The sequence below is a fragment of the Streptomyces sp. NPDC090083 genome (genome assembly GCF_044747445.1).
Lineage (GTDB): Bacteria > Actinomycetota > Actinomycetes > Streptomycetales > Streptomycetaceae > Streptomyces.
This window is the reverse complement of record NZ_JBIVED010000002.1, coordinates 1,026,378-1,049,595: the sequence shown is the minus strand read 5'-3', so window position 1 is coordinate 1,049,595 and position 23,218 is coordinate 1,026,378. Positions and strand designations below refer to the sequence as shown.

The 23,218-nt window shown below is 72.2% G+C and carries 24 protein-coding genes; 7 read left to right on the top strand and 17 right to left on the bottom strand.

The genetic code is table 11. From position 1 onward, the window contains the following. Positions 1 to 111: 111 nt before the first annotated feature. The 3 genes from ACIPTO_RS10525 to sigE form a co-directional block, all read right to left on the bottom strand. On the bottom strand, positions 112 to 1,749 hold the full coding sequence (locus ACIPTO_RS10525; RefSeq protein ID WP_401190705.1) for a S1C family serine protease: 1,638 nt from the start codon (positions 1,747 to 1,749) through the stop codon (positions 112 to 114). A gap of 353 nt (positions 1,750 to 2,102) precedes the next feature. After that, entirely contained in the window at positions 2,103 to 3,074 is a 972-nt protein-coding gene (locus tag ACIPTO_RS10520; protein WP_401190703.1) for an anti-sigma factor family protein, read from the bottom strand. Then, positions 3,071 to 3,772: an RNA polymerase sigma factor SigE gene (gene sigE / locus ACIPTO_RS10515; RefSeq protein WP_019072074.1), complete on the bottom strand. Its 702-nt coding sequence runs from the start codon at positions 3,770 to 3,772 to the stop codon at positions 3,071 to 3,073. Before sigE ends, ACIPTO_RS10520 begins: the two co-directional genes overlap by 4 nt. 271 nt (positions 3,773 to 4,043) lie before the next feature. On the opposite strand from sigE, the gene ACIPTO_RS10510 reads away from it, so the two are divergent. After that, positions 4,044 to 4,742, top strand: a complete 699-nt coding sequence (locus ACIPTO_RS10510) for an O-methyltransferase (RefSeq protein WP_078652869.1) — start codon at positions 4,044 to 4,046, stop codon at positions 4,740 to 4,742. Positions 4,743 to 4,937: 195 nt separating this feature from the next. On the opposite strand, the gene ACIPTO_RS10505 is transcribed toward ACIPTO_RS10510, so the two are convergent. Then, positions 4,938 to 5,105 carry a DUF3117 domain-containing protein gene (locus ACIPTO_RS10505; protein ID WP_003966491.1) on the bottom strand — a complete coding sequence of 56 codons (168 nt, stop codon included), beginning with the start codon at positions 5,103 to 5,105 and terminating at the stop codon, positions 4,938 to 4,940. Between the two features lie 373 nt (positions 5,106 to 5,478). Between ACIPTO_RS10505 and ACIPTO_RS10500 the strand changes: the two genes are divergently transcribed. Further along, on the top strand, positions 5,479 to 6,282 hold the full coding sequence (locus ACIPTO_RS10500) for an enoyl-CoA hydratase/isomerase family protein (protein WP_401190700.1): 804 nt from the start codon (positions 5,479 to 5,481) through the stop codon (positions 6,280 to 6,282). Positions 6,283 to 6,284: 2 nt separating this feature from the next. Here the strand turns inward: ACIPTO_RS10500 and ACIPTO_RS10495 are convergent, their stop codons facing one another. After that, positions 6,285 to 6,863 (bottom strand): DNA-3-methyladenine glycosylase I, encoded by a 579-nt coding sequence (locus ACIPTO_RS10495; protein WP_401190698.1) that lies wholly within the window; start codon positions 6,861 to 6,863, stop codon positions 6,285 to 6,287. Then, a complete protein-coding gene (locus ACIPTO_RS10490) occupies positions 6,860 to 7,210 on the bottom strand; it encodes a DivIVA domain-containing protein (protein ID WP_366323584.1) in 351 nt (116 codons plus the stop codon). The genes ACIPTO_RS10495 and ACIPTO_RS10490 overlap by 4 nt, the downstream gene beginning before the upstream one ends. A gap of 135 nt (positions 7,211 to 7,345) precedes the next feature. On the opposite strand from ACIPTO_RS10490, the gene folP reads away from it, so the two are divergent. Continuing rightward, entirely contained in the window at positions 7,346 to 8,206 is an 861-nt protein-coding gene (gene folP / locus ACIPTO_RS10485) for a dihydropteroate synthase (protein WP_366323586.1), read from the top strand. Between the two features lie 38 nt (positions 8,207 to 8,244). Here the strand turns inward: folP and ACIPTO_RS10480 are convergent, their stop codons facing one another. Both ACIPTO_RS10480 and dapE read right to left on the bottom strand, forming a co-directional pair. Next, positions 8,245 to 9,003, bottom strand: coding sequence for a TIGR00730 family Rossman fold protein (locus ACIPTO_RS10480; protein ID WP_366323588.1), 759 nt, complete (start codon positions 9,001 to 9,003; stop codon positions 8,245 to 8,247). Between the two features lie 76 nt (positions 9,004 to 9,079). After that, positions 9,080 to 10,159, bottom strand: a complete 1,080-nt coding sequence (dapE, locus tag ACIPTO_RS10475) for a succinyl-diaminopimelate desuccinylase (protein ID WP_401190696.1) — start codon at positions 10,157 to 10,159, stop codon at positions 9,080 to 9,082. A gap of 85 nt (positions 10,160 to 10,244) precedes the next feature. Here dapE and ACIPTO_RS10470 point away from each other — a divergent pair, with 85 nt between their 5' ends. Continuing rightward, the gene (locus ACIPTO_RS10470; RefSeq protein ID WP_366323592.1) at positions 10,245 to 11,228 is read left to right on the top strand and encodes a heavy metal transporter; all 984 of its coding nucleotides are present in this window, start codon (positions 10,245 to 10,247) and stop codon (positions 11,226 to 11,228) included. A gap of 311 nt (positions 11,229 to 11,539) precedes the next feature. Next, positions 11,540 to 11,992, top strand: coding sequence for an ATP-binding protein (locus tag ACIPTO_RS10465; RefSeq protein WP_366323594.1), 453 nt, complete (start codon positions 11,540 to 11,542; stop codon positions 11,990 to 11,992). 136 nt (positions 11,993 to 12,128) lie between these two features. On the opposite strand, the gene ACIPTO_RS10460 is transcribed toward ACIPTO_RS10465, so the two are convergent. Together ACIPTO_RS10460 and fdxA are read right to left on the bottom strand one after the other, a co-directional pair. Next, a complete protein-coding gene (locus tag ACIPTO_RS10460; RefSeq protein WP_401190693.1) occupies positions 12,129 to 13,223 on the bottom strand; it encodes a bifunctional succinyldiaminopimelate transaminase/glutamate-prephenate aminotransferase in 1,095 nt (364 codons plus the stop codon). 146 nt (positions 13,224 to 13,369) lie between these two features. Continuing rightward, positions 13,370 to 13,690 carry a ferredoxin gene (gene fdxA, locus ACIPTO_RS10455; protein ID WP_366323598.1) on the bottom strand — a complete coding sequence of 107 codons (321 nt, stop codon included), beginning with the start codon at positions 13,688 to 13,690 and terminating at the stop codon, positions 13,370 to 13,372. A gap of 140 nt (positions 13,691 to 13,830) precedes the next feature. On the opposite strand from fdxA, the gene ACIPTO_RS10450 reads away from it, so the two are divergent. Continuing rightward, the gene (locus ACIPTO_RS10450) at positions 13,831 to 14,826 is read left to right on the top strand and encodes a GNAT family N-acetyltransferase (RefSeq protein ID WP_401190691.1); all 996 of its coding nucleotides are present in this window, start codon (positions 13,831 to 13,833) and stop codon (positions 14,824 to 14,826) included. Next, positions 14,823 to 15,689, top strand: coding sequence for a tetratricopeptide repeat protein (locus ACIPTO_RS10445; RefSeq protein ID WP_401190689.1), 867 nt, complete (start codon positions 14,823 to 14,825; stop codon positions 15,687 to 15,689). The genes ACIPTO_RS10450 and ACIPTO_RS10445 overlap by 4 nt, the downstream gene beginning before the upstream one ends. A gap of 32 nt (positions 15,690 to 15,721) precedes the next feature. On the opposite strand, the gene ACIPTO_RS10440 is transcribed toward ACIPTO_RS10445, so the two are convergent. The 7 genes from ACIPTO_RS10440 to mshB form a co-directional block, all read right to left on the bottom strand. After that, a complete protein-coding gene (locus tag ACIPTO_RS10440; protein ID WP_401190687.1) occupies positions 15,722 to 16,336 on the bottom strand; it encodes a response regulator in 615 nt (204 codons plus the stop codon). Next, a complete protein-coding gene (locus ACIPTO_RS10435; protein ID WP_401190871.1) occupies positions 16,333 to 17,532 on the bottom strand; it encodes a sensor histidine kinase in 1,200 nt (399 codons plus the stop codon). Before ACIPTO_RS10435 ends, ACIPTO_RS10440 begins: the two co-directional genes overlap by 4 nt. A gap of 5 nt (positions 17,533 to 17,537) precedes the next feature. Further along, on the bottom strand, positions 17,538 to 18,278 hold the full coding sequence (locus tag ACIPTO_RS10430; protein ID WP_366323606.1) for an ABC transporter permease: 741 nt from the start codon (positions 18,276 to 18,278) through the stop codon (positions 17,538 to 17,540). After that, positions 18,275 to 19,225, bottom strand: coding sequence for an ABC transporter ATP-binding protein (locus ACIPTO_RS10425; RefSeq protein ID WP_366323608.1), 951 nt, complete (start codon positions 19,223 to 19,225; stop codon positions 18,275 to 18,277). Before ACIPTO_RS10425 ends, ACIPTO_RS10430 begins: the two co-directional genes overlap by 4 nt. Positions 19,226 to 19,372: 147 nt before the next feature. Then, positions 19,373 to 21,772 (bottom strand): hypothetical protein, encoded by a 2,400-nt coding sequence (locus ACIPTO_RS10420; protein WP_401190684.1) that lies wholly within the window; start codon positions 21,770 to 21,772, stop codon positions 19,373 to 19,375. Positions 21,773 to 21,922: 150 nt separating this feature from the next. Then, the gene (locus ACIPTO_RS10415) at positions 21,923 to 22,339 is read right to left on the bottom strand and encodes a DUF6113 family protein (RefSeq protein WP_366323612.1); all 417 of its coding nucleotides are present in this window, start codon (positions 22,337 to 22,339) and stop codon (positions 21,923 to 21,925) included. Then, a complete protein-coding gene (mshB, locus tag ACIPTO_RS10410; protein WP_366323614.1) occupies positions 22,339 to 23,199 on the bottom strand; it encodes an N-acetyl-1-D-myo-inositol-2-amino-2-deoxy-alpha-D-glucopyranoside deacetylase in 861 nt (286 codons plus the stop codon). Before mshB ends, ACIPTO_RS10415 begins: the two co-directional genes overlap by 1 nt. Positions 23,200 to 23,218: the final 19 nt, after the last annotated feature.

The window sequence follows — 23,218 nt, the reverse complement described above, 5'->3', positions numbered from 1 at the left end:
TCCCACCCGACCGGTACTGTCCCGTGGGCTACGAGTGGATGTACACGACCGGTTTTCCGGGTTGTTTGCCTAGCGGGACCGGGCGCGCGCCTCCCGCCTGTGACGTTTCTGTCAATCACCGGTCGCGGAGCCGAGCACGACCGACACGGTCAGCTCCTCGCCGCCCCGCCGCAGGGTCAGCCGCAGCCGGTCGCCGGGCCGGTGGGCACGCGTTCTGACGACGAGTTCGTCACCGGTGTGCACCGGCTCGCCGTCGACCTGGGTGATGACGTCCCCCGCCCTGAGCCCGGCCTTGGCCCCGGGCCCGGTACCCGGCGTGGCGACCCGGGCTCCGTCGCCCGCGTAGTCGAGGTCGAGGGTGACACCGATGACGGGATGGGTCGCCTTCCCCTTGTTGATCAGCTCCTCGGCGACCCGCTTGGCCTGATTGACCGGAATGGCGAACCCCAGCCCGATCGACCCGCTCTGCTCCGCCCCGTCCCCGCCGTCGTCCCCGTCTCCGCCACCGTCCCCGTCCAGGTCGTCGGCGGACCGGATGGCCGAGTTGACCCCGACCAGGAGCCCCCGCGCATCGAGCAACGGCCCACCGGAGTTCCCCGGATTTATCGACGCGTCGGTCTGCAGAGCGTCGACGTAGGACACACCGCTCCCGTCCGACCCGTCGCCGCCGGTCGTGATGGGCCGCTCCCTGGCACTGACGATCCCGGCGGTCACGGTGTTGTCGAGCCCGAACGGCGCACCGATCGCGACGACGGGGTCACCGACCCGCACGTTGTCGGAGTTCCCCAGCGGCATCGCCCGCAGCCCTCGCACCCCGCGCACCCGTACGACGGCGAGGTCGTACCCGACATCCCGCCCGACCACTTCCCCCTTGACGGTCTGGCCGCCGCTGAACCGCACGGATATCGCCCCGCCGCCTCCCCCGGGCCGCACGACATGGTTGTTGGTGAGGATGTCCCCCCGCCCGTCCAGCACGATCCCGGTCCCGGTACCGGTCGCGTCGTCCCCGGTCACCCGCAGGGTCACCACGCTGGGCAGCGCCCGAGCGGCAATACCGGCGACACTGTCGGCCGCGCGCCCCCCGCCTTCCTCTCCGGCCTGCGACAGCACGATGTCCCCACCGAGACCACCGCGCTCGATGGAGGCCCCTACGACACCACCGACCCCACCGGCGACGAGCGCGAGGACCAGGGCGGAGGTCAGGAGAGTGCGGCGGCGGGGCCGGGCGGGGCGTGAGCTACCGGCCTGTTGGAGCGGGAAGGGGGTTTTGGGGGCCCAGGGGTCGTAGCGGTGCCAGGGGTTGAGGGGTGGGGTGGCCGAGGGGGCGGGGTCGAGATCCGGGTGGGCGTCGGGGGCTGGGGTCGGGGTGGGCGCCGGATCCGGGTTCGGAGTGGCCGGTGCCGAGTCCGTGAGGGGAGCGGGTACGTCCTCCGGGACGGCGGTGTCGGGGGCCGAGGCGTCGGCGGGAGGCACCGGTGCGGGTGCAGGTGTGCCGGCCGGCGCGGGTGGGCCGTCCGGGACCAGCGGGACGTGAGCGTCGGGATCTGCCGCGGGGGCCCCTGAGACCGCACGGGGCGCCGGGACACCCCCCGGATGCTGAACGGGCGGCGCGGGCGCCCAGGGCCCCGGGGCGCCGTACGGCGGGGTGCTGTAGGGATCGGGGTCGTGAAGGGGCTTGGGACGCTCGGCGGGCGGGAGGCTCACGCCGGGGGTCGTCGCGGGGTCGGACACGGGAGGTTCAGCACCCATGGTTACGGCCTCGGCGTCGACCGGGGCGACCGAACCCTCCGCGACAGGCCGAGCCAGCTCGAAGTCGCCCCCGTCGGAGGCCGGTTCACCGCTCAGTCCCTCACCCGGCGGCCGCAGCGCGAAGTCCCCGTCGGCAACCCCGGCGTCATCGCCACCCGCACCCGCCTCCGCACCCTCGGTCACTCCGCCCGCGGGATTCGCCGGTGTCGCGCCCCGCGCCCACCACTTCACCCTCGCGGGCCTCTGGTCCCGTGTCCCCTCGGGCCGATCGCTCATGGTTCCCCCGTGCCTGGCCGTGCCACCTCGATCTCCCCGGATTCAACCAGGTCAGGCGGACATTGCGCAGGGGTCGGTCAGTGCAGGGGGTGGGAGGGGGTCGGTGTGGGGGACGAGGTGGTGTCAGGGGACGGGGTGCGCAGCAGGCCGGGAGCCATGACCTCGGGGGCCGTGGACCAGGACGTGAGCGCGATCGGCGGGGTCGCGCTGAGCGGGCGTATCAGGGGAGACATGACCGCCGCCCCTGCCATCACCGGTGCCGTCAGGGTGTGCACGACCTGGTCGTCGCCCTGGACGGTTGCCGGAGACGGGACTCCGGGCAACAGCGGCGCGGAGACCGAGGTCGGTGCCGTCGCCGTGTCGCCGAGCATCGACCGCTGGCTCGCACCCTGCGCGAGCAGGGGCCCGGTCCCGCGGCGCCGCCCCGTGTCGGGAGTCACCGCGCCCGTGCCCTGTGTGCGCGCCGGGGTCACCCCCGCACCGCCCCGCGCCTCCGCGGGGGTGTCACCGGGCGTGACCGTGGCCACTCCGCCCAGGGCGATCGCGGCGAGCGAGACCGCCCCGGCGGCGACGAACGCGAACCGCATGCCGCGCGAGGCGGAGCGGTCGGTGTCGTGCCGGCTGACGTCATGGATACGGAAGCCCTCGCGGACGGCCGGGGAGGAAGGCCTCAGGGCAGCCGCGGCATGCGGGCCCGCGGGGACATAACCGAACTCGAACGCGTCCAGCGGGTCGTCTCTTTTGACGCCGAAGACGCCCATGCCGCCGGCGAACAGGCCACCGCCGGGCGGCTCCTCGCCGTCCGGGTCGCCTCCTCCGGGGAGTCCCTGCAGTCGGGCGAGGAAGCTCTCGGAGGGCGGCGGCGGGGCCATCTCCGCGAACACGTTCTTCAGTCGGCGCTGCGCGTCGGCCTCGGCCTTGCATTTCGTACAGGTGGCCAGGTGCGCCAGTACGCGCTCGCGCGACTCATGACCGAGCTCGCCGTCCACGAGGGCGGAAAGTCGGTCTCCCAGGTGCTGCTCCGCAGGCGTAGGACGTGATCCACTCACGCGGTCGCGCCCCCTCCCCCCAGCGCGGGCACACGCGCCACGAAGGAACGGCGCTCGGCCCGTGCTTCCGGCGAGCGGTGCGCGAGGGCCTTGCGGAGCTGGGAGCGGCCGCGGTGGATCCGGGAACGGACCGTGCCGAGCTTGACGCCCAGGGTGGCGGCGATCTCCTCGTACGAAAGGCCCTCGATGTCACAGAGGACGACCGCGGCCCGGAACTCCGGGGCGAGGGTGTCCAGTGCCTGCTGGACGTCCGCGTCGAAGTGCGCGTCGTTGAAGACCTGCTGAGGTGACGGCTCGCGGCTGGGCAGTCGCTCGGCCGCGTCCTCCCCCAGCGCGTCGAAACGGATGCGCTGCTTGCGGCGGACCATGTCCAGGAAGAGGTTGGTGGTGATGCGGTGCAGCCAGCCCTCGAAGGTGCCGGGCGTGTACGTCGACAGGGAACGGAAGACCCGGACGAAGACCTCTTGCGTCAGGTCCTCGGCGTCGTGCTGGTTCCCCGTCAGGCGGTACGCGAGCCGGTACACACGGCCGCTGTGGGTGCTGACGATCTCCTCCCAGGTGGGCGGAGTCCACGCCTGCCCGTCCGCGTCGGTGGAGAAGGTCGCGGTCTGGGCATGGTCAGCGGCGTGGCTGTGGTCAGCAGCGGTGTCGTTCACGGATTTCGGCCTGCCCGCCGATCCGAGAAAGCGCCGGAGCACTCCTCCCCGATCCACAGGTACAGCCGCACCTCCCCTGTCGGCTCTGGTGGTGTCCAGTGGAGCCCCTACCATAGCCACCTCGCCCGTTAGCTCCGGATAAGCGGTTTTACGAGAATTTGATACATGCTCATACCGACCTGCCGGTGGTGTGAGCCGACGCTCGTGACCTTGCTCGGGCCGCTGCTCCGTGTACTGATCCATCGTCATCCCCCGCTCTTCCCTCCGGCCTCGTCCCCCAGTGCTTTCCTCCCCCTTCTAAACGCCCGGTCCCATCAGCAGGTTCCCGGCACCAACGGATACAGTCACGCCCAGGCAACCACGGGGACAGGAGAGGGTCATTACCGGCAACCGGCAGACCAGCTGGGCGTTCGCCGACGCCTACGTCGCCGAGGACGAAGCGCTGCGCTGGGCCCGCGACCGGGCCCGCGAGGCAGGGCTGCGCTCGGTGTCGCCCGGCACGGGCGCCGCGCTGCGGATGCTCGCCGCCACCGTGGACGCGAAGGCGGTGGCGGAGATCGGCACCGGGACCGGTGTCTCCGGGATGCATCTTCTGTACGGCATGCGGCCGGACGGGGTACTGACCACCGTCGACCCGGAGCCGGACCACCAGCAGTTCGCCCGCCAGGCCTTCCGCGCCTGCGGTTTCGCCAGCAACCGGGCCCGCTTCATCCCGGGCCGGGCCCTGGACGTGCTGCCCCGGCTCGCGGACGCCGGCTACGACCTCGTGTTCTGCGACGGTGACCGGCTGGAGTTCCTGGACTATCTCGCTGAATCGTTGCGTCTGCTGCGTCCGGGTGGCCTGGTGGTCTTCGAGGGCGTCTTCGCCAACGGCCGCACCGTCGACTCGGGCCCCCAGCCCACCGAGGTCCTCCGGCTGCGCGAACTGCTGCGCGCCGTGCGCGAGAGTCCCGAGCTGGTGCCGTCCCTGCTGCCGGTGGGCGACGGCCTGCTGTGCGCGGTCAAGCGCTAGCGGGGCCGCAGCGCGCGTACCGGACCCGCCCGGGGCCGCAGACATCCGTGGGGTCGTGGTCGGCCGCAGTCGTCCATGACATCCGGGACATGAGGTCGGAGACATCCGTGACATCCGGGGCACCCGGAAAGCAGCGACCCCGGCACCGTCTCGGGTGCCGGGGCAGCTGAAGGGGTATGGTCGCGTTCCGCCGCGTCAGCCGACGACCTTCTTGAGGGCGTCGCCCAGCGCGTCGGCCTCGTCAGGGGTCAGCTCGACGACGAGCCGCCCGCCGCCTTCGAGCGGAACGCGCATGACGATGCCCCGCCCCTCCTTGGTCACCTCGAGCGGGCCATCGCCCGTCCGCGGCTTCATGGCCGCCATGCTCGTTCCCCTTCCTGAAACCAGCTCATCGTCGCCGACGGCCCCATGGAGGGCACGCGCGGCCCCTAATGAGACACGCGTCACCGGCATCGAACACATTGCTTCCAAGCCATTATCCCGCATCTCAGGACCCGATGACCAACATCAGTCGGCATCGCTTGGGCAACGCGCGCGAGCAAAACCACCCAATTCGCCGATGTGACTGCGATACTTCGCCGCCGTCCGGACCTCAGCCGACCCGATCCGGACCGGAATTCTTTGACGCAGGTCACACGTCCGGTCCGGCTCGCCGGCCGTGATCTCCGCCATGCTGTCCTAGGTACCCGGGCCTACCGACCGGTAGGACCGGCCTCGACACCGGAGGGGACACACCATGGCCGACACCGTGCTCTACGAGGTGAGCGACGGACTCGCGACGATCACGCTGAACCGCCCCGAGGCGATGAACGCGCTGGACATCGCGACCAAAGTCGCCCTCCGGGAGGCGGTGCAGGCCGCTGCGGACGACAGTGCCGTACGGGCCGTGCTGCTGACCGCGGCCGGGGAGCGGGCGTTCTGCGTGGGCCAGGACCTCAAGGAGCACATCACGCTGCTCGCGTCGGACCGGGAGGCCGGGACCGGGGCCACGATGACCACGGTCAAGGAGCACTACAACCCCATCGTGCGGGCGCTGGCCGGGATGGCGAAGCCGGTGGTCGCCGGGGTCAACGGGGTCGCCGCGGGCGCCGGTTTCGGGCTCGCCCTGGCCGCGGACTACCGGGTGGTGGCGGACACGGCGGGCTTCAACACGTCGTTCGCCGGAGTGGCCCTGACCGCGGACTCCGGCATCTCCTGGACGCTGCCGCGGGTGGTCGGCCCCGGGCGGGCCTCCGACCTGCTGCTGTTCCCGCGCACGATCAAGGCGCAGGAGGCGTACGACCTCGGGATCGCCGGCCGGCTCGTCCCGGCGGGCGAGGTGCGCGCCGAGGCGGAGAAGGTCGCCCGGCAGCTGGCGGACGGCCCGACGGTGGCCTACGCGGCCCTCAAGGAAGCGGTGGCCTACGGGCTGACACACACCCTTGAGGAGACGCTGCAGAAAGAGGACGAACTTCAGTCCCGGGCGGGCGCGTCGGAGGACCACGCCATCGCCGTGCAGGCCTTCGTCGACAAGGAGAAGCCGAAGTACCTGGGGCGATGACCTCAGGGACGGCGTGCCACGCAGTCCGCCAGGTGGTCGTCGACCAGCCCGCACGCCTGCATCAGGGCGTACGCCGTCGTGGGCCCCACGAACTTGAGGCCCCGCTTCTTCAGAGCCTTCGACAGGGTGGTCGACTCCGCCGTCACCGCCGGGACGTCCCCGAGGGTCTTCGGGGCCGGGCCCGGCTCCGGGGCGTGGGACCAGATGAACTCGTCCAGCTCGCCCGGGGCCCACTCCGCGAGTACGCGCGCGTTGGCGATCGTCGCGTCCACCTTGAGGCGGTTGCGGATGATGCCCGCGTCGGCGAGGAGGCGCTCGCGGTCGGTGTCGGTGAAGGTCGCGACCTCGGCGATCCTGAAGCCCGCGAACGCCGCCCGGAAGCCCTCGCGGCGGCGCAGGATCGTGATCCAGGAGAGGCCCGACTGGAAGGCCTCCAGACTGAGGCGCTCGTAGAGGGCGTCGTCGCCGTGGACCGGGCGGCCCCATTCCTCGTCGTGGTAGGTGACGTAGTCCTCGGTGGACAGCGCCCAGGGGCAGCGCAGGCCGCCGTCCGGACCGGCCACGGCCTTGCCGTCGCTCACTGCTGGTCGCCTTCCGCCGGCTTCCGCATGGAGACGTGGGCGCCGGCCCGGGCGCCCGCGAGGGCGGACTCCAGGTCGGCGATCCGGGCGTCGCGCTCGGCGAGTTCGGCGGCGATGCGGCTCAGCGCGTCGTCCACCTCGGCCATGCGGTAGCCCCGCGCGGCGAGCGGGAAGCGGAGGGTCTCGATGTCGGCGTGGTTGACCGGCCGGTCCGGGGGCAGCGCGTCGTCGAGGCGCTCGGGCGCGGCGTCGGGCAGCGGGGCGCTGTCGCCGCCGCCGATGACCGAGAGGGTCACGGCGCCGACCACGACGGCGAGCGCGACGACCAGGAACAGGAACATGAACATCGCTGGGGTCTCCACGGGCGTCGATGTCGGACGTGCCGAAGCCGAATGTGTCAGGGTCCGATCGTGCCATGCGACGCTGACAGTTAGGGTCTCAGGCGGCTGAAGACCGGTACGGACTAGGAGAGGTCACAGGGGATGCTCAGGCTGGGCAGGCGTGAATTCGACCCGCACGAGCCGGTGATCATGGCGATCGTGAACCGGACCCCGGACTCCTTCTACGACCAGGGGGCCACGTTCCGCGACGAGCCCGCCCTCGCGCGCGTGGAGCAGGCGGTGGCCGAGGGCGCCGCGATCATCGACATCGGCGGGGTGAAGGCCGGGCCGGGCGAGGAGGTCACCGCCGAGGAGGAGGCGCGGCGCACGGTGGGTTTCGTGGCCGAGGTGCGGCGGCGCTTCCCGGACGTGATCATCAGCGTCGACACCTGGCGCCACGAGGTCGGCGAGGCGGTCTGCGAGGCCGGCGCGGATCTCCTGAACGACGCCTGGGGCGGGGTGGATCCGCGGCTCGCGGAGGTCGCCGCGCGCTACGGGGTGGGGCTGGTGTGCACGCACGCGGGGGGCGCGGAGCCCCGTACCCGGCCGCACCGGGTGACCTACGACGACGTCATGGCGGACATCCTGCGCGTGACCCTGGGTCTCGCCGAGCGGGCCGTGGAACTCGGGGTCCCCAGGGAGTCCGTTCTGATCGATCCCGGGCATGACTTCGGGAAGAACACGCGGCACAGCCTGGAGGCGACCCGGCGGCTCGGCGAGATGGTCGACACGGGGTGGCCCGTGCTCGTCTCGCTGTCCAACAAGGACTTCGTGGGCGAGACGCTCGACAAGCCGGTCAAGGAGCGGGTCGTCGGGACGCTCGCGACCACGGCGGTGTCGGCGTGGCTGGGTGCCCAGGTGTACCGGGTGCACGAGGTCGCGGAGACGCGTCAGGTGCTGGACATGGTGGCGTCCATCGCGGGGCACCGTCCTCCGGCGGTGGGAAGGCGGGGGCTGGCGTAGGCGCCCCCGCCACTCCTACCCGCTGACGGTGAACGCGGTCATCGGCCGGCTTCCTTGGAGACCAGCGCGACCGCCTCTTCCACGTCGTCCGTGACATGGAACAGGAGCAGGTCCTTCTCCGACGCCTTGCCCTGGGCGACCAGCGTGTTCTTCAGCCAGTCGACGAGGCCGCCCCAGTACGCGCTGCCGAAGAGCACGATCGGGAAGCGGGTGACCTTCTGGGTCTGCACCAGGGTGAGGGCCTCGAAGAGTTCGTCGAGGGTGCCGAGGCCGCCGGGGAGGACCACGAAGCCCTGGGCGTACTTCACGAACATCATCTTGCGGACGAAGAAGTAACGGAAGTTCAGCCCGATGTCGACGTACGCGTTGAGCCCCTGTTCGAAGGGCAGCTCGATGCCGAGGCCGACGGAGACGCCCTTGGCCTCCAGGGCGCCCTTGTTGGCCGCCTCCATGGCTCCGGGGCCGCCGCCGGTGATCACGGCCCACCCGGCCTCCACGAGGGCGCGTCCGAGGCGTACGCCCGCTTCGTACTCCGGTGAGTCCGGCTTGGTGCGGGCCGAGCCGAACACGCTGATCGCGGGCGGCAGTTCGGCCAGGGTGCCGAAGCCCTCGATGAACTCCGACTGGATCCGCAGGACGCGCCACGGGTCGGTGTGGACCCAGTCCGAGGGGCCGCCCGCGTCCAGGAGGCGCTGGTCGGTCGTGCTCGCGGTCACCTGGCCGCGCCGCCGGAGGACCGGTCCCAGGCGCTGCTCCTCCGGTGGCTGCTGCTTGCCCTCGGGGTTGCCTGTAGCCATGTGCGCTCCCTCCACTTGCAGGTGTTTCCACCTCAGCGTAGGTCTACGCGGGTTACAGCGGGGGGACGTACGGATGTCAGCCCGTCAGCCAGTCCACGAGGCGCCGTTCCGTCTCGGGGATCAGGGCCGCCTCGACGCGCTCGTCGACCTTGTGGGCGAGCAGCTGGGCGCCGGGGCCGTAGTTCACCGCGGGCACGCCGAGCGCGCTGAAGCGGGCCACGTCGGTCCAGCCGAACTTGGGGCGGGCCTCGCCGCCGACGGCCGCCATGAAGGCGGCGGCGGCCGGGTGGGTCAGGCCTGGGCGGGCGCCTCCGGTGTGGTCGTCGACGACGAACTCGTCGACCCCGCAGTCCGCGAAGTAGTCCCGTACGAAGGCCTCCGCCTCCTCCTCGCTGCGGTCGGGCGCGTAGCGGAAGTTGACGACCAGGGTGCACGCGTCCGGGATGACGTTGGTGGCCACTCCCCCTTCGACGCGGACCGCGTTGAGGCCCTCGTGGAACCGGAGGCCGTCCACGACGGGCGTGCGCGGTTCGTACGCGGCGAGCCTGGCCAGTGCCCGGGAGGCCGCGTGGATCGCGTTGGAGCCCATCCACGCGCGCGCGGAGTGCGCTCGTTCACCCTTGAACTTCAGGAACACCCGGAGCGTGCCCTGGCAGCCGCCCTCGACCTGACCGTCCGTCGGCTCCAGGAGGACCGCGAAGTCGCCCTCCAGCCAGTCGGGATGGGCCTCGGAGACGTGCTTGAGGCCGTTGAGGTGGGCGGCGACCTCTTCGTTGTCGTAGAAGACGAACGTCAGGTCGCGGTTGGGGGCCGGGACCGTCGCGGCGATGCGGAGCTGGACCGCCACCCCGGACTTCATGTCGCAGGTGCCGCAGCCCCACAGGACGCCGTTCTCGTCGAGGCGCGAGGGGACGTTGTCGGCGATCGGGACGGTGTCGATGTGACCGGCCAGGACCACGCGTTCCGTGCGGCCGAGGCGGGTGCGGGCGACGACGTTGTTGCCGTACCGGTCGACCGTCAGGTGCGGCAGGGTGCGCAGCGCGGTCTCGATCGCGTCCGCGAGGGGCTTCTCGCCGCCGCTCTCCGAGGGGAAGTCGACGAGCTGCGCGGTGAGCCGTGCGGCGTCCAGCGTGAGGTCAAGTGCGGTGTCGGCCATGGCGTCGACCCTAACGCGAACGGCGTGCACACAAGTTGTCCACACCCGCCGCAGCGGCAACAGGAGCCTCCAGTACCTTGTGGGGATGCTGCAGTCCCCCACCCCCAAGAAGCGTCGACGCGGCCGTCTCTTCCGGTTCTCCTCGGCGTTCGTGGTGCTGCTCGCGGTCGCGGGCTATCTGGTCGTCCAGTACGTCACCGGCGGCCGGGGCGGACCCGGCTGCAAGGTCGTCTCCGGGAAGGGCGACGGCCAGAAGTACGACTTCACGCAGGAGCAGACGATGAACGCGGCGACGATCGCCGCCGTCGGCACCGGGCGCGGTATGCCGCAGCGGGCGGTGACGATCGCGCTCGCCACCGCCCTCCAGGAGTCGCAGCTGGTCAACATCCAGCACGGCGACCTGGATTCGCTCGGCCTGTTCCAGCAGCGGCCCTCCCAGGGCTGGGGCACGAAGAAGGAGATCCTGGACCCGACGTACGCGGCGGGCATCTTCTACGAGCACCTGGCCAAGGTGGACGACTACCAGCAGCTCCCCCTCACGGTCGCCGCGCAGCGCGTGCAGCGCAGCGGCTACCCGGAGGCGTACGCCAAGCACGAGCCGGAGGCCACGCTGCTGTCCGCCGCCCTGACCGGCCGGGCGGCCGCCACGCTGACCTGCCAGGGACTGCCGGACACCACTCGGACAAACACCGGCCCGGACGCTGTACGGGCCGCGCTGGTGCGGGACTTCGGGCGCGCGGTGCTGAAGGAGACGGGCGCGGAGGTGACCGGGGACGGCTCGGCGGCGAAGGCCGACGACGCGAAGGCGGATGCCACGCCGTCGCCCGCCGCGAGCGCGACCGGCGGGAGCAGCACGGTGACGCTGCCGGTGCGGTCCGGCAGCACGCGGACCGGGTGGCAGCTCGCGCACTGGGCGGTCGCCAACTCCTCGGTGCTGCACATCGAGCGCGTGTCGTACGCCGGCCGCGAGTGGGCCGCGGGCAGCGCGGACGACCCGTGGCGCTCGACCTCCACGAAGGCCTCCGGCGGGGTGCGGATAGTCACCGAGCGGCAGGCCGGGCGGAAGTAGCGGCGCGGAAGCAGCCTCGCCGCCACAGCCGGGCAGCCGTACGGGTCCTCACCCGTAGGGGTTGCGCGGGGCCGATCGGGGGCCGGGTGTGCTCAGGTTTTCGTGCGGTCACCCTGGCGTGCGCCGAAGCCCTTGGGAACAAAGGGCTGTGGGCAGGTGACGGGCTTTCACACCAGGCGCTCTTTGTCCGTTTTTATCCGTAGCTGATAATGCGACGCATTGCGAACTCTTTACGTTGCCGCTCCGCAACCTTCGCGGGCTTCGAGCGGTAGTCACTGCGTCCGAGCCCGGAGATCAACACAAGGAGCATCATGTCCCTCCCCCTGACCCGCCGGATCGCCCGTGCCGCGCTGCTCGTCGCAGCGGGAGCGGCAGCCGGGGTCGGTGTGGCCGGCTCCGCCAGTGCGGCCCCCTCCCTGCCGGCCACCCCGAACCTGGGCGGACTCACCGCTCTGGACGGGGCGAGCGTCGGCAACACGGTCGACGGTGCGAGCCAGAACGTCACGGGGGTCGCCGGCAAGTCCGGTGGCCAGACGCTGGAGAAGGCGGTGCCGGCCGCCGGGAAGACCGGCGGGAAGGTTGCCAAGACCGTGGCGCCGGCTGCGCAGCACGTCGCCGGGGACACGGCCGGGCAGGCCGGGGGTCTGCTCGGTGAGACCGCCAAGACCGCGACCGCGGGCGGCGGGCTGCCGACCGACGCGGTGACCAAGGGCGGGCTGCCCTCCGCGCAGGAGCTGCCGCTCAAGGGTCTGCCGCTCGGCTGAGTGTGCCGACCGCGAAGGGGCCCGGGGAGTCTCCCCGGGCCCCTTCGCGGTTGTTCGGCTTTCCGGTCGTTCGTCGCGTACCGGCCGGTGGGGGCGCGTCGCGCCCTTCTCCGCGCCCCTGAGAGCAGAAAAGCCGTCAGCCGAGCCTTGCCACGGCTGCCCGCACTCGCTCGTCCGTCGCCGTCAGAGCCACCCTGACGAACTTCTCGCCGGCCTCGCCGTAGAAGTCGCCCGGGGCCACGAGGATGCCGAGGTCGGCCAGGTGGGCGACCGTCTGCCAGCAGGACTCGTCCCTGGTCGCCCAGAGGTAGAGGCTCGCCTCGCTGTGCTCGATGCGGAAGCCGTGCTTCAGGAGGGCCTCGCGGAGGGCTGTGCGGCGGGTCAGGTAGCGCTCGCGCTGTTCCTGGACGTGGGTGTCGTCGGCGAGGGCCGCCACCACGGCTGCCTGGGTGGGGGCCGAGGTCATCATGCCGCCGTGCTTGCGGATCTCCAGCAGCGGGGCGAGGACCGCGGGGTCGCCGGCGAGGAAGGCTGCGCGGTAACCGGCGAGGTTCGAGCGCTTGGAGAGGGAGTGGACGGCGACGATCCCGTCGTAGGAACCGCCGTTGACGTCCGGGTGGAGGACCGAGACCGGGGCGGCCTCCCAGCCCAGTTCGAGGTAGCACTCGTCGGAGAAGACCAGGATGCCGTGCTCGCGGGCCCAGGCGACGATCCGGGTCAGTTCCTCCTTGGGGAGGACCTTGCCGGTTGGGTTCGACGGGGAGTTGAGCCAGAGCAGCTTCAGTCCCTCGGGGTCGAGGGTCGTGGGGTCGTCGTAGGTCTCGTACCCGGCGCGGGCCAGGCGGGCGCCTACCTCGTACGTCGGGTACGCGAGGCGCGGGTAGGCCACGCGGTCGCCGGGGCCCAGGCCCAGCTGGGTCGGGAGCCAGGCGACGAGTTCCTTGGAGCCGACGATCGGCAGGACGTGGCGGTGGGTCACGTCGCGGGCGCCGAGGCGGCGCTCCACCCAGCCCGTGATCGCGTCACGCAGCGCCGGTGTGCCCCAGACCGTCGGATAGCCGGGCGAGTCGGCCGCGGCGATCAGCGCTTTCTGGATCAGGTCGGGAACCGGGTCCACCGGGGTGCCGACCGACAGGTCGACGATGCCGTCCGGGTGCGCCGCGGCCGTCTTCTTGTACGGCTCCAGCTTGTCCCAGGGGAAGGTGGGCAGGCGGTCGGTGACTGCGGACACGATCTCTGACTCGCTTTCTGGTGCGTGCGCCCCGCCGTGCGCGCGCCGCACGGCCCTCGTACGGCAAACGCCTCGGCCCCGCAAGGCGCTGATCGGGCGTGATCAGGCCGTACGGGACCGAGGCGGCGCGTCGGTGCGGGCCGCTCTTACTTGTTCTGCGGCGGCAGTGCGGCGACGAAGGGGTGGTCGCGCTCGATCAGACCCAGCTTGCTGGCGCCGCCGGGGGAGCCGAGCTCGTCGAAGAACTCGACGTTCGCCTTGTAGTAGTCCTTCCACTCCTCGGGAGTGTCGTCCTCGTAGAAGATCGCCTCGACCGGGCAGACCGGCTCACAGGCTCCACAGTCGACGCATTCGTCCGGGTGGATGTACAAGGACCGGGAGCCCTCGTAGATGCAGTCGACCGGGCACTCCTCGATGCACGCCTTGTCCTTGACGTCGACACAAGGCTGCGCGATGACGTAGGTCACGCTGTCGTTCCTCCTCGATAGGGCGCTGGCGGGCCTCTGTAGGCTCCGCCGCCAGGCGCGCTGGAGCGCGGCGTCGTCCATGCCCGCACCTAGTATCTCCGTTCCGGGGCGTGATCCATACAGGAGGGGTGAACAGACCTGTGGAATTCTCTGCGGCCGGACGTCTTGAGGTCCGGATCACCGCTGCTGACGTGGGGAAACGGGTGTCCGTCAGGCGCTTGACGGGCGCTGAAGACACGACGGAGAAGTTCACCGACACGGTGGGTGTTCTCACATCATGGGACAGCGGTGTGGTGACGATCACACGTAAGGGGGGCGAGTCCGTCCGCATTCCGGAATCCTCGCTGGTGGCGGGCAAGGTCGTTCCGGCGGCCCCGGCCCGCCGCCGGGGACCCGCCGCGTCGTACGCCGAACTCGCCCGAGTCTCCTCGCGCGCGTGGCGGCCGGTGGAGAGCGAACGGCTCGGCGAGTGGGAGCTGCGCGCCGCCGCCGGCTTCACCCGGCGCGCCAACTCCGCGCTCCCGCTCGGCGATCCCGGGATGCCCCTCGACGAGGCCCTGACCGCCGTACGGCGGTGGTACGGGGACCGGGGGCTGCCCGCGTACGTCCAGACCGCGACGGGGGCCGAGGGCACGCAGGAGCGGCTCTGCGCCGAGCTCGAACGGCGTGGCTGGACGCGCGAGGTCACCGCCGAACTGTGGACCGGGGCGCTGGCCCCCGCGGCCGACCGCGCGGACGGCTCCGGGGTCGTGCTGTCCCGGGCCGCCGACGAGGCGTGGCTCACGCGCTACCAGCGCAAGGGCGTCGGTGAGGTGGCCCTGAAGGTGCTGGGCAGCGGGCCCTCGGTGTGGTTCGCGAGCGTGCCCGGCGAGGGTGCCGGACCCGCGGCCATCGGACGGTGTGTCGTCGACGGGCGGTGGGCCGGGTTCGCGGCCGTCGAGGTCGATCCGACGCTGCGGCGGCGGGGGCTCGCCTCGGTCGTCATGGCCGCGCTGGCCGCGCGGGCGCTGGAGGAGGGCGCGTCGGCCGCGTGGCTGCAGGTCGAGGCGGAGAACGCGGGGGCGCGGGCGCTGTACTCCGGGCTGGGGTTCTCCGCGCATCACGCCTACCACCACTACCGCGACGGTGTGTCGTGAACGGGTTCGGGTTCGAGTTCGCCGCGGCCTCCCCGCTGCCTCCGGCGGCCGGACGGGCCGCCGAGGTACGGCGGTTGTTCGCCGAGGAGGCCCGGTCCGAGCGGCCCGATCTCGCGACGCTGTGTCTGCTGGTGGGGGCGGCGGCGGACGGGCGGCTGGACGACGCGGGCATCGACTCGGCCCAGGTGGAGCTGGACCGGCTCGCCGGACTGGTGCCGTTCCGGCCGGGGGCGCCGTCGGCCTGGGCGGACGCGCTGCGCCGGCTGCTGGGCGTGCGCTTCGAGTTCAGGGGCTCGCCTGCCGACTACGAGCGGCTGGAGTCCTCGCTGCTGCACGCGGTGCTGCGGCGGCGGCGCGGGCTGCCGATCCTGCTGTCCGTGGTGTGGATGGAGGTTGCCCGGCGGGCCGGGGCGCCGGTGTACGGGGTCGGGCTGCCGGGACACTTCGTGGTGGGGTTCGGTTCGGGGGACGAACGGGTGCTGGCCGATCCCTTCGCGGGCGGGCGGGTGCTGTCGGGGGGTGACGCGGAGGTGCTGGCCGGGGCCGCGCTGCGGCCTTCCATGCTGGCACCCGCCGATCCCCTCGATGTGGTCGTGCGGGTGCTCAACAACATCAGGGCGTGGGCGGCGGCCCGGCCCGAGCAGTCCGAAGTGGCCCTGTGGGCGGTGGAGTTGGCGCTGCTGCTGCCCTCGCATCCGGCGCAGCTGCGGTACGAGCGGGCCCGGCTTCTCGTGCAGCGCGGGGACTACCTGACCGGTGCGGCCGAGCTGGACGCCTACGCCGAGGTGGTGGCCCCCGTGGACGAACCCGCCGCGGAGCAGGTGCGGGGGCAGGCGCGGTCGGCTCGGGCGATGCTGAACTAACCGCGCGTCCGGGCCTGTTGGGACCTCGTGTGCTACAGCCAGCCCTTTTCCCTCGCGATGCGGACCGCCTCCGCCCTGTTCCGCACCGCCAGCTTCTGGATCGCCGTCGACAGGTAGTTGCGGACCGTGCCCTGGGACAGGTGGAGGGCCTTCGCCAGCTCCGCGTTGGTCGAGCCGTCCGCCGCCGCCCGCAGCACCTCCCGCTCGCGGTCGGTCAGCGGGTTGGCGCCCTCCGCGAGAGCCGCCGCCGCCAGGGTGGGGTCGATGACCCGCTCCCCCACGAGCACCTTCCGTACCGCTTCGGCCAGTTGGGCCGCCGGGGCGTCCTTCACCAGGAAGGCGTCCGCGCCCGCCTCCATCGCGCTGCGGAGGTAGCCGGGCCGGCCGAAGGTGGTCAGGACGACGAGCTTCACGCCGGGGAGTTCCTTGTGGACCTGGGCCGCCGCCTCGATGCCGGTGCAGCCGGGCATCTCGATGTCGAGGAGGGCGACGTCCACGGTGTGCTGCCGTGCCGCCGCCAACACCTCGTCGCCGCGGGCGACTTGGGCGACGACCTCGATGTCGCTCTCCAGGCCGAGCAGGGCGGCCAGTGCCTCGCGGACCATCGACTGGTCCTCGGCGAGGAGGACCTTGATCGTACGGCTCATGCGGGGGATCCTACGTCCGCCGCGGCGAGCGGTGCGTCGGCGGGCACTCGTGCCACCAGCCGGAAGCCGTGTTTGAGGCGGGTCGCCTCCAGGCTGCCGCCGGCCTTCTCCAGGCGCTCGGTGAGGCCGGCGAGTCCGTTGCCGGGGCCCTTGCCCGAGCCGCCGGAGCCGTTGTCCTCGACGGAGAGTTCCAGCACCGGGCCGTCCAGGGTCTCGCGGCGGACCAGTTCGACCACGCAGCGCTGGGCGCCGCTGTGCCGTACGACGTTGGTGATCGCCTCGCGCAGGGCCCAGGCGAGGGCCGATTCGCTGTCCTCGGTCACCGTCGTCAGGTCCGGTTCGGCGGGGAGCTGGGCGACGACTCCCGCCGCCGTCAACGCGACCTGCGCGCCCGCCAGTTCGCCGGCCAGGCGGGGGCGGCGGTAGCCGGTGACGGCCTCGCGGACGTCCACCAGGGCCTGGCGACTGACCTGTTCGATGTCGGCGACCTGCTGGGCCGCCTTGTCGGGGTGGTCGGGGAGCATCCGGCCTGCCAGTTCGCTCTTCAGGGTGATCAGGGAGAGGGAGTGGCCCAGCAGGTCGTGCAGGTCCCGGGCCAGCCGCAACCGCTCCTCGTTCGCGGCGAGTTGGGCGACCGTGGCGCGTGCCTTGCGCAACTCGACCGTGGTGCGCACCAGTTGCCGTACGCCCGTCATCGCGAAGCCGATCAGCAGCACCAGCAGGACCAGGCCCCAGGCGTCGTCCTCGCCGCCGTGCAGGCCGACCAGGAGCATCGTGACCGTCGTCGCCGGGATCGCGATGTACGCGGCCCGCATCGGGAGTGTGACCCCGCAGGCGACGGAGACGTAGACGAAGAGGCCGAGCCAGTGCGGGCCGAGGACGAGGGAGAGGGTGATGGCCAGCACCCCGAGTCCTGCCACCAGGACACGGACCACCGGGCCGGAGAACGCGCGGCCCATGTTCCGGAAGACCAGGGCGAGGTACGTGCCGACGAAGGTGCCGAAGCCGACCCAGCCGAACACCGTGGCCGCGGAGCCGTGGTGTCCGGAGATGAGGTCGTCGATCGGGGAGCTGAAGAAGACCAGCCAGGGCAGGATCCACACCAGCTTGCGCACGGCCTCGCCCAGGTTCCGCGGCGGCTCCCCCAGGCGCATCGCCCGGTGTACCTCGGCCCCGTCCGGGCCGTCGTCCGTCATCGCGCTCACGCCTTCAGCGTGTCCTTCCGGTACAGCCAGGCCGCCCCGCCCGCGAAGAGGGCGAAGTAGACGACGAGGAGGGTGATGTCCTTGGCGTGGGGCGACTGGCTCTGCTCGATCGCCTGCCCCAGCGCAGCGTACGCGTGTGTGGGCAGCCACTTCGCGATGGACTGCAGCCAGTCGGGGAAGGTGGTGGCGGGCATCCACAGGCCGCCCAGCATCGACAGACCGAAGTAGGTGATCATCGTGATCGGCCGGACCGCGTCGCCGCTCGCCATGTAGCCGATGGCCACCCCGAGCGCGGCGAAGACCAGGCTGCCGGCCCAGATCGCGCCGGTCAGCGCGAGCCACTGCCAGGCGTCCAGCCGTACGTCCTTCACGGTCGCGGCCACGATGAACACGACGACGATGGAGGGCAGGCTGACCACGGCGGCGCTGGCCGTCTTCGCGATCACATAGCCGCGTCCGGGCAGTGTGGTGAGCCTCAACTGCCGTACCCAGCCGCTCTCCCGCTCCTTCGCGATGCGCTCGCTGTTGCCCATCAGGACGGCGGTCAGGGCGCCGAAGGAGGCCATCGAGACCATCATGTAGGTGGCGACCGTCAGGCCCGTGCCGTCGACCTTGTCCGTGCTGCCGGAGCTGCCGGCGATCAGCAGGAACAGGGCCGAGGGGTAGATCACCGAGAAGAAAAGGAACTTGCGGTTCCGCAGGGCGCGGGTGAGTTCCAGTTTGATCAGGCTGTTCATGACTGCTTGGCCTCCTCGGCGGCGGTGATGGCGACGAAGGCCTGCTCCAGGCCGAGCCCGGCGACTTCGAGGTTGCGGGGGTAGACGCCCAGGCCGTAGAGCGCGTGGACGGTCGCGTCCGCGTCGGTGGACTGGATGCGGACGGTCTGGCCGCTGCCCGCGGCGGAACCGCTGTGCGACACGGTGATGCTGGTCAGGAACGGGAGCGACCGCAGGGCGGCCTCGTCGATCTCGCCCTCCAGGTCGAAGGCGACCTTGCGCGCGCCCGCCTTCGCCTTGATCTCGGCGGCGGTGCCGTCCGCGAGGAGCCGGCCGCGGTGCAGGACCAGCACGCGGTCCGCGATGGCGTCGGCCTCTTCGAGGTAGTGGGTGGCGAAGAGGACCGTACGGCCCTGGTCGGCCTGTTCGCGCATGGTGGCCCAGAAGGCCTGGCGGGCGGTGACGTCCATGCCGGTGGTGGGCTCGTCGAGGACGATCAGATCGCTGTCGCCCGCCGTGGCGAGGGCGAAGCGGACGCGCTGGGCCTGGCCGCCGGAGAGCTTGTTGACCTTGCGGTCGGCGATCTGCGCGATGCCCGCACGGGCGATCACGTCCCCGACCTTGTACGGCTTCGGGTGCAGGTCGCAGGCCAGCCGGACCAGTTCGCCGACGGTGACCTCGTCCATCAGGCCGCCGCTCTGCAGCATCGCGCCCACCCGCCCGGCGACGATGGCGTCCCGCGGGCTGGTCCCGAACACCTCGACCTTCCCGGTATCGGCCTGCTTGAGGCCGAGCAGCAGATCCAGGGTGGTCGACTTCCCGGCCCCGTTCGGACCGAGGAGGGCCACCGTCTCCCCCGGGTGCAGTTCGAGCGACAGCCCGTCGACGGCCCGGACCTCGCCGTAGCTCTTGCTCACCTGATCGAACCCGACCACCGCCGTGGCCGCGGTCCCCGCTGTTGTCGTCATGCCCTCATCGTGGCCTCCGGCGGCCACCGCCCGGCAGTGTCGCGGGTCCGGTGTGCCGCATGACAGATGTCATGAGCCGGACGGATCTGCTACGACGAAGGGGCACCCGGCGCGGTGCCGGGTGCCCCTTCGTGCGGTGGTCGTGCGCTAGCTGGGGTTCGTGACGATGGTCCCGACCCGGTCCGTCCTGCTGATCAGGGCCTGGCGCAGGGCGCCGTAGACGTCCTGCGGGGTGACGGCCGTCTTCTGGCCGGTGGCCCGGGTGATCGTCACACCGTCGAAGGCGTTGCCGTAGAGCTCCTTCAGGGCCGCCAGGTCGGGGCTGTCGGTGAGCTTGCCGTTCACGGCCTTGACCTTGAGGAACTTCCACAGGGAGTTCTTCGGGCTCATCGGCACCGAGACGCCGGTGTCCGTCTTGACCGTGACCAGGCCGGACATCGCGGGCTCCGCGAAGGCCTTCATCTCGCGGTCGACCTCGGTGTTCGAGACCGTCGGCTGCTTGGTGGTCGTCGGGACGGTCACCGGGGTGGCCGTGCCGGTCTCCACCTCGTTGCGGTACGCGTCCTCGATGGCCTGCGTGGACGCGGTCGCGTCGATCGCCTTGCCCGCCTTGCCGTAGACGGCGACGGCCTTGCCGGACGTGAACTGGATCGTGCCCTCGGTGACCGCGCCGGAGCCGGAGCCGCCGCCGAGGTCGCCGAGCGCGGCGGCGAGCTTCTCCTCGTCGACCGGCATGACGGGTGCGACGACCCGGTGCTGGCCGAAGAGCGAGCCGATCACGGAGACCGGGTTGTAGTCGCTGGTCGCGGCGGCGCTGACGGTGGCCGTGGTGTCGAACTGCAGGCCCGCCTGGTCCGGCTTGAGCGAGACCGTCTTGCCGCCGACCGACAGCTTCAGCGGCTTGTTCACCCGGTCGCCGAACGCGTCGTCGAGCTTCTTGACGGCGTCGTCACGCGTGCTGCCGCCGATGTCGAGGCCGAGCACGGTGGTGCCCTTGGGCACGTCGGTGTGGTTCATCAGCAGACCGGCACCGTAGGCGCCGCCCGCGATGACGAACACGCCGACGCAGAGCAGCACCAGCTTGCTGCGGCCCTTCTTCTTTTTCTTCGCGCCCTTGCCCGCGTTCTTCCCGGCGGGGGCGCTCTGGGCCGCGCCGGGCTCGGGGAGCTTCGGGGGCGTGTGCGGCAGCGGTCCGTCCGGGTGGGTGCCCGGGGCGAACGGCGAGGTGCCGTTGCCGGGGATCACCGGCATACCGCTGGTGACGGTGTGTCCGGAGACCTGGTCGGCGGGGGCTCCGTAGCCGGCGCCACCGGGTCCGGGGGCCGGCTTCTGCGGGGTGAGGATCGCGGTGTCGTCGCTGAGACCGCCGCCGGGGATCATGCCGCCGGGGAGACTCGCGCCGCCGGGAGCGTTCGGACCCCTGCCCTGACCGCCGTGGCGGCCGTTGGAGGCGCCCGGGGCGCCCGGTCCGTCCGCGTAGCCGCCGGGCGCGCCCTGTGCCCCGTTCGTGGGGCCGGGCGGCAGCATGAGGCCGTTGCCGGTGACGGGACCGCCGGTGGGGCCCGCGGGGCCCTCGGGGCCGCCCTGACCGCCGTGCCCGTTCGGGCCGTTGAAACCGTTGGGTCCGCCGGGGCCCATGGCCTGTCCGTTCGGGCCGGGGAACTGCTCGGCCCGCCCGCCGGGACCGTTGCCCCCGGGGAACCCGCCCTGCTCGCCCTGGCCGTTCGGCTCGGGGTAACCCCCTTGACCGCCCTGGCCGTTGGGTCCGGGGAAACCGGCCTGCTGCCCGTTGTCGGAGAAGTACGGCAGCTCGTCGCGCCGGGGTTCGCCGGGGCCGCCGCCGTTCGCGCGGGGCCCTGCGGCCAGCGCCTCGGTCACGTCGAAGGAGCCGGTGCCGCCGCCGTGTCCGGGGGCGACGGGTCCGGCGCCCGTGGCACCGCCGGCGCCGCCACCGTTGGTACCGCCGTTCGCGGCGGCCTGCCGGGCGGCGCCCGTCACGCTCATGCCGCCGACCACACCACCGGGACGACCGGCACCCGGCCGGCCCGCACCCGCGGTGCCCGGCGCACCGGCGCCCGGCGCGCCCGGGTTGCCCGCGGCGGAACCGCCCGGGATTCCCGCGCCGTTGGTGCCGCCACCGCCCTGACCGCCCTTCGCGGGGCCGGACTTGCGGGGGGCGAACCAGTCGCTGGTCTTCTCCTCGGCGGCGGGCAGGGCGAGTTCGGCGCCCGGCTCGGGCGTGCGGGTGGGCAGCGCGGAACTCGGCAGCTGCACCTCGGCGGTCGTGGAGCCGTCGGCGGACTCGGTGTCCGCGACGGGCGTGCGCACGACGACGGGCGGAATGGGCCGCGAACCGGGGATGTTGATCCGGATCCGGGTCGTCAGCGTCGTCTCGGTCTTGCGTTCCTCCGGCTGTGCGGCCGAACGCCCGGCGTCCGTACGGTCGTCGGAAGCCGCCGGCGTCCCGTACGGCGGGGTTCCCGAGGGGTAAGCGGCTCCGCCGCGCCCGTCGGGCCCGGAGGACGGAGTGTCAGTTTCACGACTCAAGGCAGGTTCTCCCGGTTGGCTCCGCCGCCCGACACCCACGGGCGACTCGGCGGCGCGCACCACCATACTGGCCACTTCTTGGCGGTATCCCACGGCCGCTGGGGAAACCCACACCGGACTCGCACGCGCGCGTCACCGCGAAGTGGTACGTCACTTGCCAAGTCGGACGTCAGGGCCGCTTGGTTGCCGCCCCAAACCCAACGTGGCGCACATCACAGCCACGACCATCCCACCGAGCAGGAACAGATAGGAACCGACACCCGCGCCGAACAGGAAGTCGCCCTCCGGACGGCTCGCGGTGAGCAGGATGACGGCGACCATCCAGCCCGCGGCGGGCGCCACCGCGCCGCCCCTGCCCCCGGCCGCTCGCGCCCCGCCGAGGAACAGTCCGCCCGCTCCCGCGAGCGCGAGCAACAGCCCGCCGGGGAACCACGCGGCCTGTACGAGAGCCCCGGCCGCGGCGACGACCGTGCCGAGCACGAAGAGCCCGACGTAGGCCAGCACCCGTAGCGCGGACGGCCGTTGCAGCGGCTGGGCGAGCAGGCTCCCGCCGTGGTGGGCGCTCATCACAGGTCCAGCCCTTCGAAGAGATCGGTCTCGGGCGCCGACCCGCCGGGTTCGCCGCGCACCAACTCGTAGTGCTCGGTGGGGAAGATCGGCTGCGCGAGGTCGTTCGACAGCGCGAAGTACGGCGCGTCCGGGGCGACTTCGATCTGCGTGGCGTGCGCGCGCATGGCCGCGGTCTTGGCGTCGGCGTACGCGGTGCCGTCGATCACCGCGGTGATCCGTCCGTCGTCCACGACTCCCGGTACGTCGTCCACGGCGGCCGTCTCGGCGAAGGGCAGCCGGGGCAGCGCGTCCCGCAGCCGCGCGAAGCCGTCCTCCAGGACGGTCCGGGGGACGCGGTTCCAGTAGACCTTGGCGATCGACTGCCCGGCGTCCGCGGCGAGTTCGGCGGCGCGCATGGCGACGCGGTGGGCCTGGATGTGGTCGGGGTGGCCGTAGCCGCCGTCGGGGTCGTAGGTGACGAGGACCTGGGGGCGGGTCTCGCGGATCACCTCGACGAGGTGTCCCGCGGCCTCGTCGACGTCGGCGCGCCAGAAGCAGGCCGGGTCGTCGTTGTCCGCGGTGCCCATCATCCCGGAGTCGCGATAGCGGCCGGGGCCGCCCAGGAGGCGGTGGTCAAAGACGCCGAGCGTCTTCATCGCGGCGGTCAGCTCGCGCTGCCGCTCCTCGGCCAGCGCGGTGCCCGACAGATGGCGCAGTGCGGGCGGGATGACCTCGCCGCGCTCTCCGAGGGTGCACGTGACGAGCGTCACGTGGGCACCCTCGGCCGCGTACTTGGCCATCGTCGCGCCGTTGTTGATCGACTCGTCGTCCGGGTGCGCGTGCACCAGCAGCAGACGACGGTCGGGCAGTTCCGTCATGAGCCCACCCTAAAGGTGA

Coding starts and splice junctions, on each gene's coding strand:
- ACIPTO_RS10435 (WP_401190871.1), bottom strand. CDS start 17,532: ATGACGGACGACGGCCCGGACGGGGCCGAGGTACACCGGGCGATGCGC.
- ACIPTO_RS10440 (WP_401190687.1), bottom strand. CDS start 16,336: ATGAGCCGTACGATCAAGGTCCTCCTCGCCGAGGACCAGTCGATGGTC.
- dapE (WP_401190696.1), bottom strand. CDS start 10,159: ATGGCCGACACCGCACTTGACCTCACGCTGGACGCCGCACGGCTCACC.
- ACIPTO_RS10525 (WP_401190705.1), bottom strand. CDS start 1,749: ATGGGTGCTGAACCTCCCGTGTCCGACCCCGCGACGACCCCCGGCGTG.
- mshB (WP_366323614.1), bottom strand. CDS start 23,199: ATGACGGAACTGCCCGACCGTCGTCTGCTGCTGGTGCACGCGCACCCG.
- folP (WP_366323586.1), top strand. CDS start 7,346: ATGCTCAGGCTGGGCAGGCGTGAATTCGACCCGCACGAGCCGGTGATC.
- ACIPTO_RS10465 (WP_366323594.1), top strand. CDS start 11,540: ATGTCCCTCCCCCTGACCCGCCGGATCGCCCGTGCCGCGCTGCTCGTC.
- ACIPTO_RS10480 (WP_366323588.1), bottom strand. CDS start 9,003: ATGGCTACAGGCAACCCCGAGGGCAAGCAGCAGCCACCGGAGGAGCAG.
- ACIPTO_RS10490 (WP_366323584.1), bottom strand. CDS start 7,210: ATGTTCATGTTCCTGTTCCTGGTCGTCGCGCTCGCCGTCGTGGTCGGC.
- ACIPTO_RS10430 (WP_366323606.1), bottom strand. CDS start 18,278: ATGAACAGCCTGATCAAACTGGAACTCACCCGCGCCCTGCGGAACCGC.
- ACIPTO_RS10415 (WP_366323612.1), bottom strand. CDS start 22,339: ATGAGCGCCCACCACGGCGGGAGCCTGCTCGCCCAGCCGCTGCAACGG.
- ACIPTO_RS10470 (WP_366323592.1), top strand. CDS start 10,245: ATGCTGCAGTCCCCCACCCCCAAGAAGCGTCGACGCGGCCGTCTCTTC.
- ACIPTO_RS10500 (WP_401190700.1), top strand. CDS start 5,479: ATGGCCGACACCGTGCTCTACGAGGTGAGCGACGGACTCGCGACGATC.
- ACIPTO_RS10425 (WP_366323608.1), bottom strand. CDS start 19,225: ATGACGACAACAGCGGGGACCGCGGCCACGGCGGTGGTCGGGTTCGAT.
- ACIPTO_RS10505 (WP_003966491.1), bottom strand. CDS start 5,105: ATGGCGGCCATGAAGCCGCGGACGGGCGATGGCCCGCTCGAGGTGACC.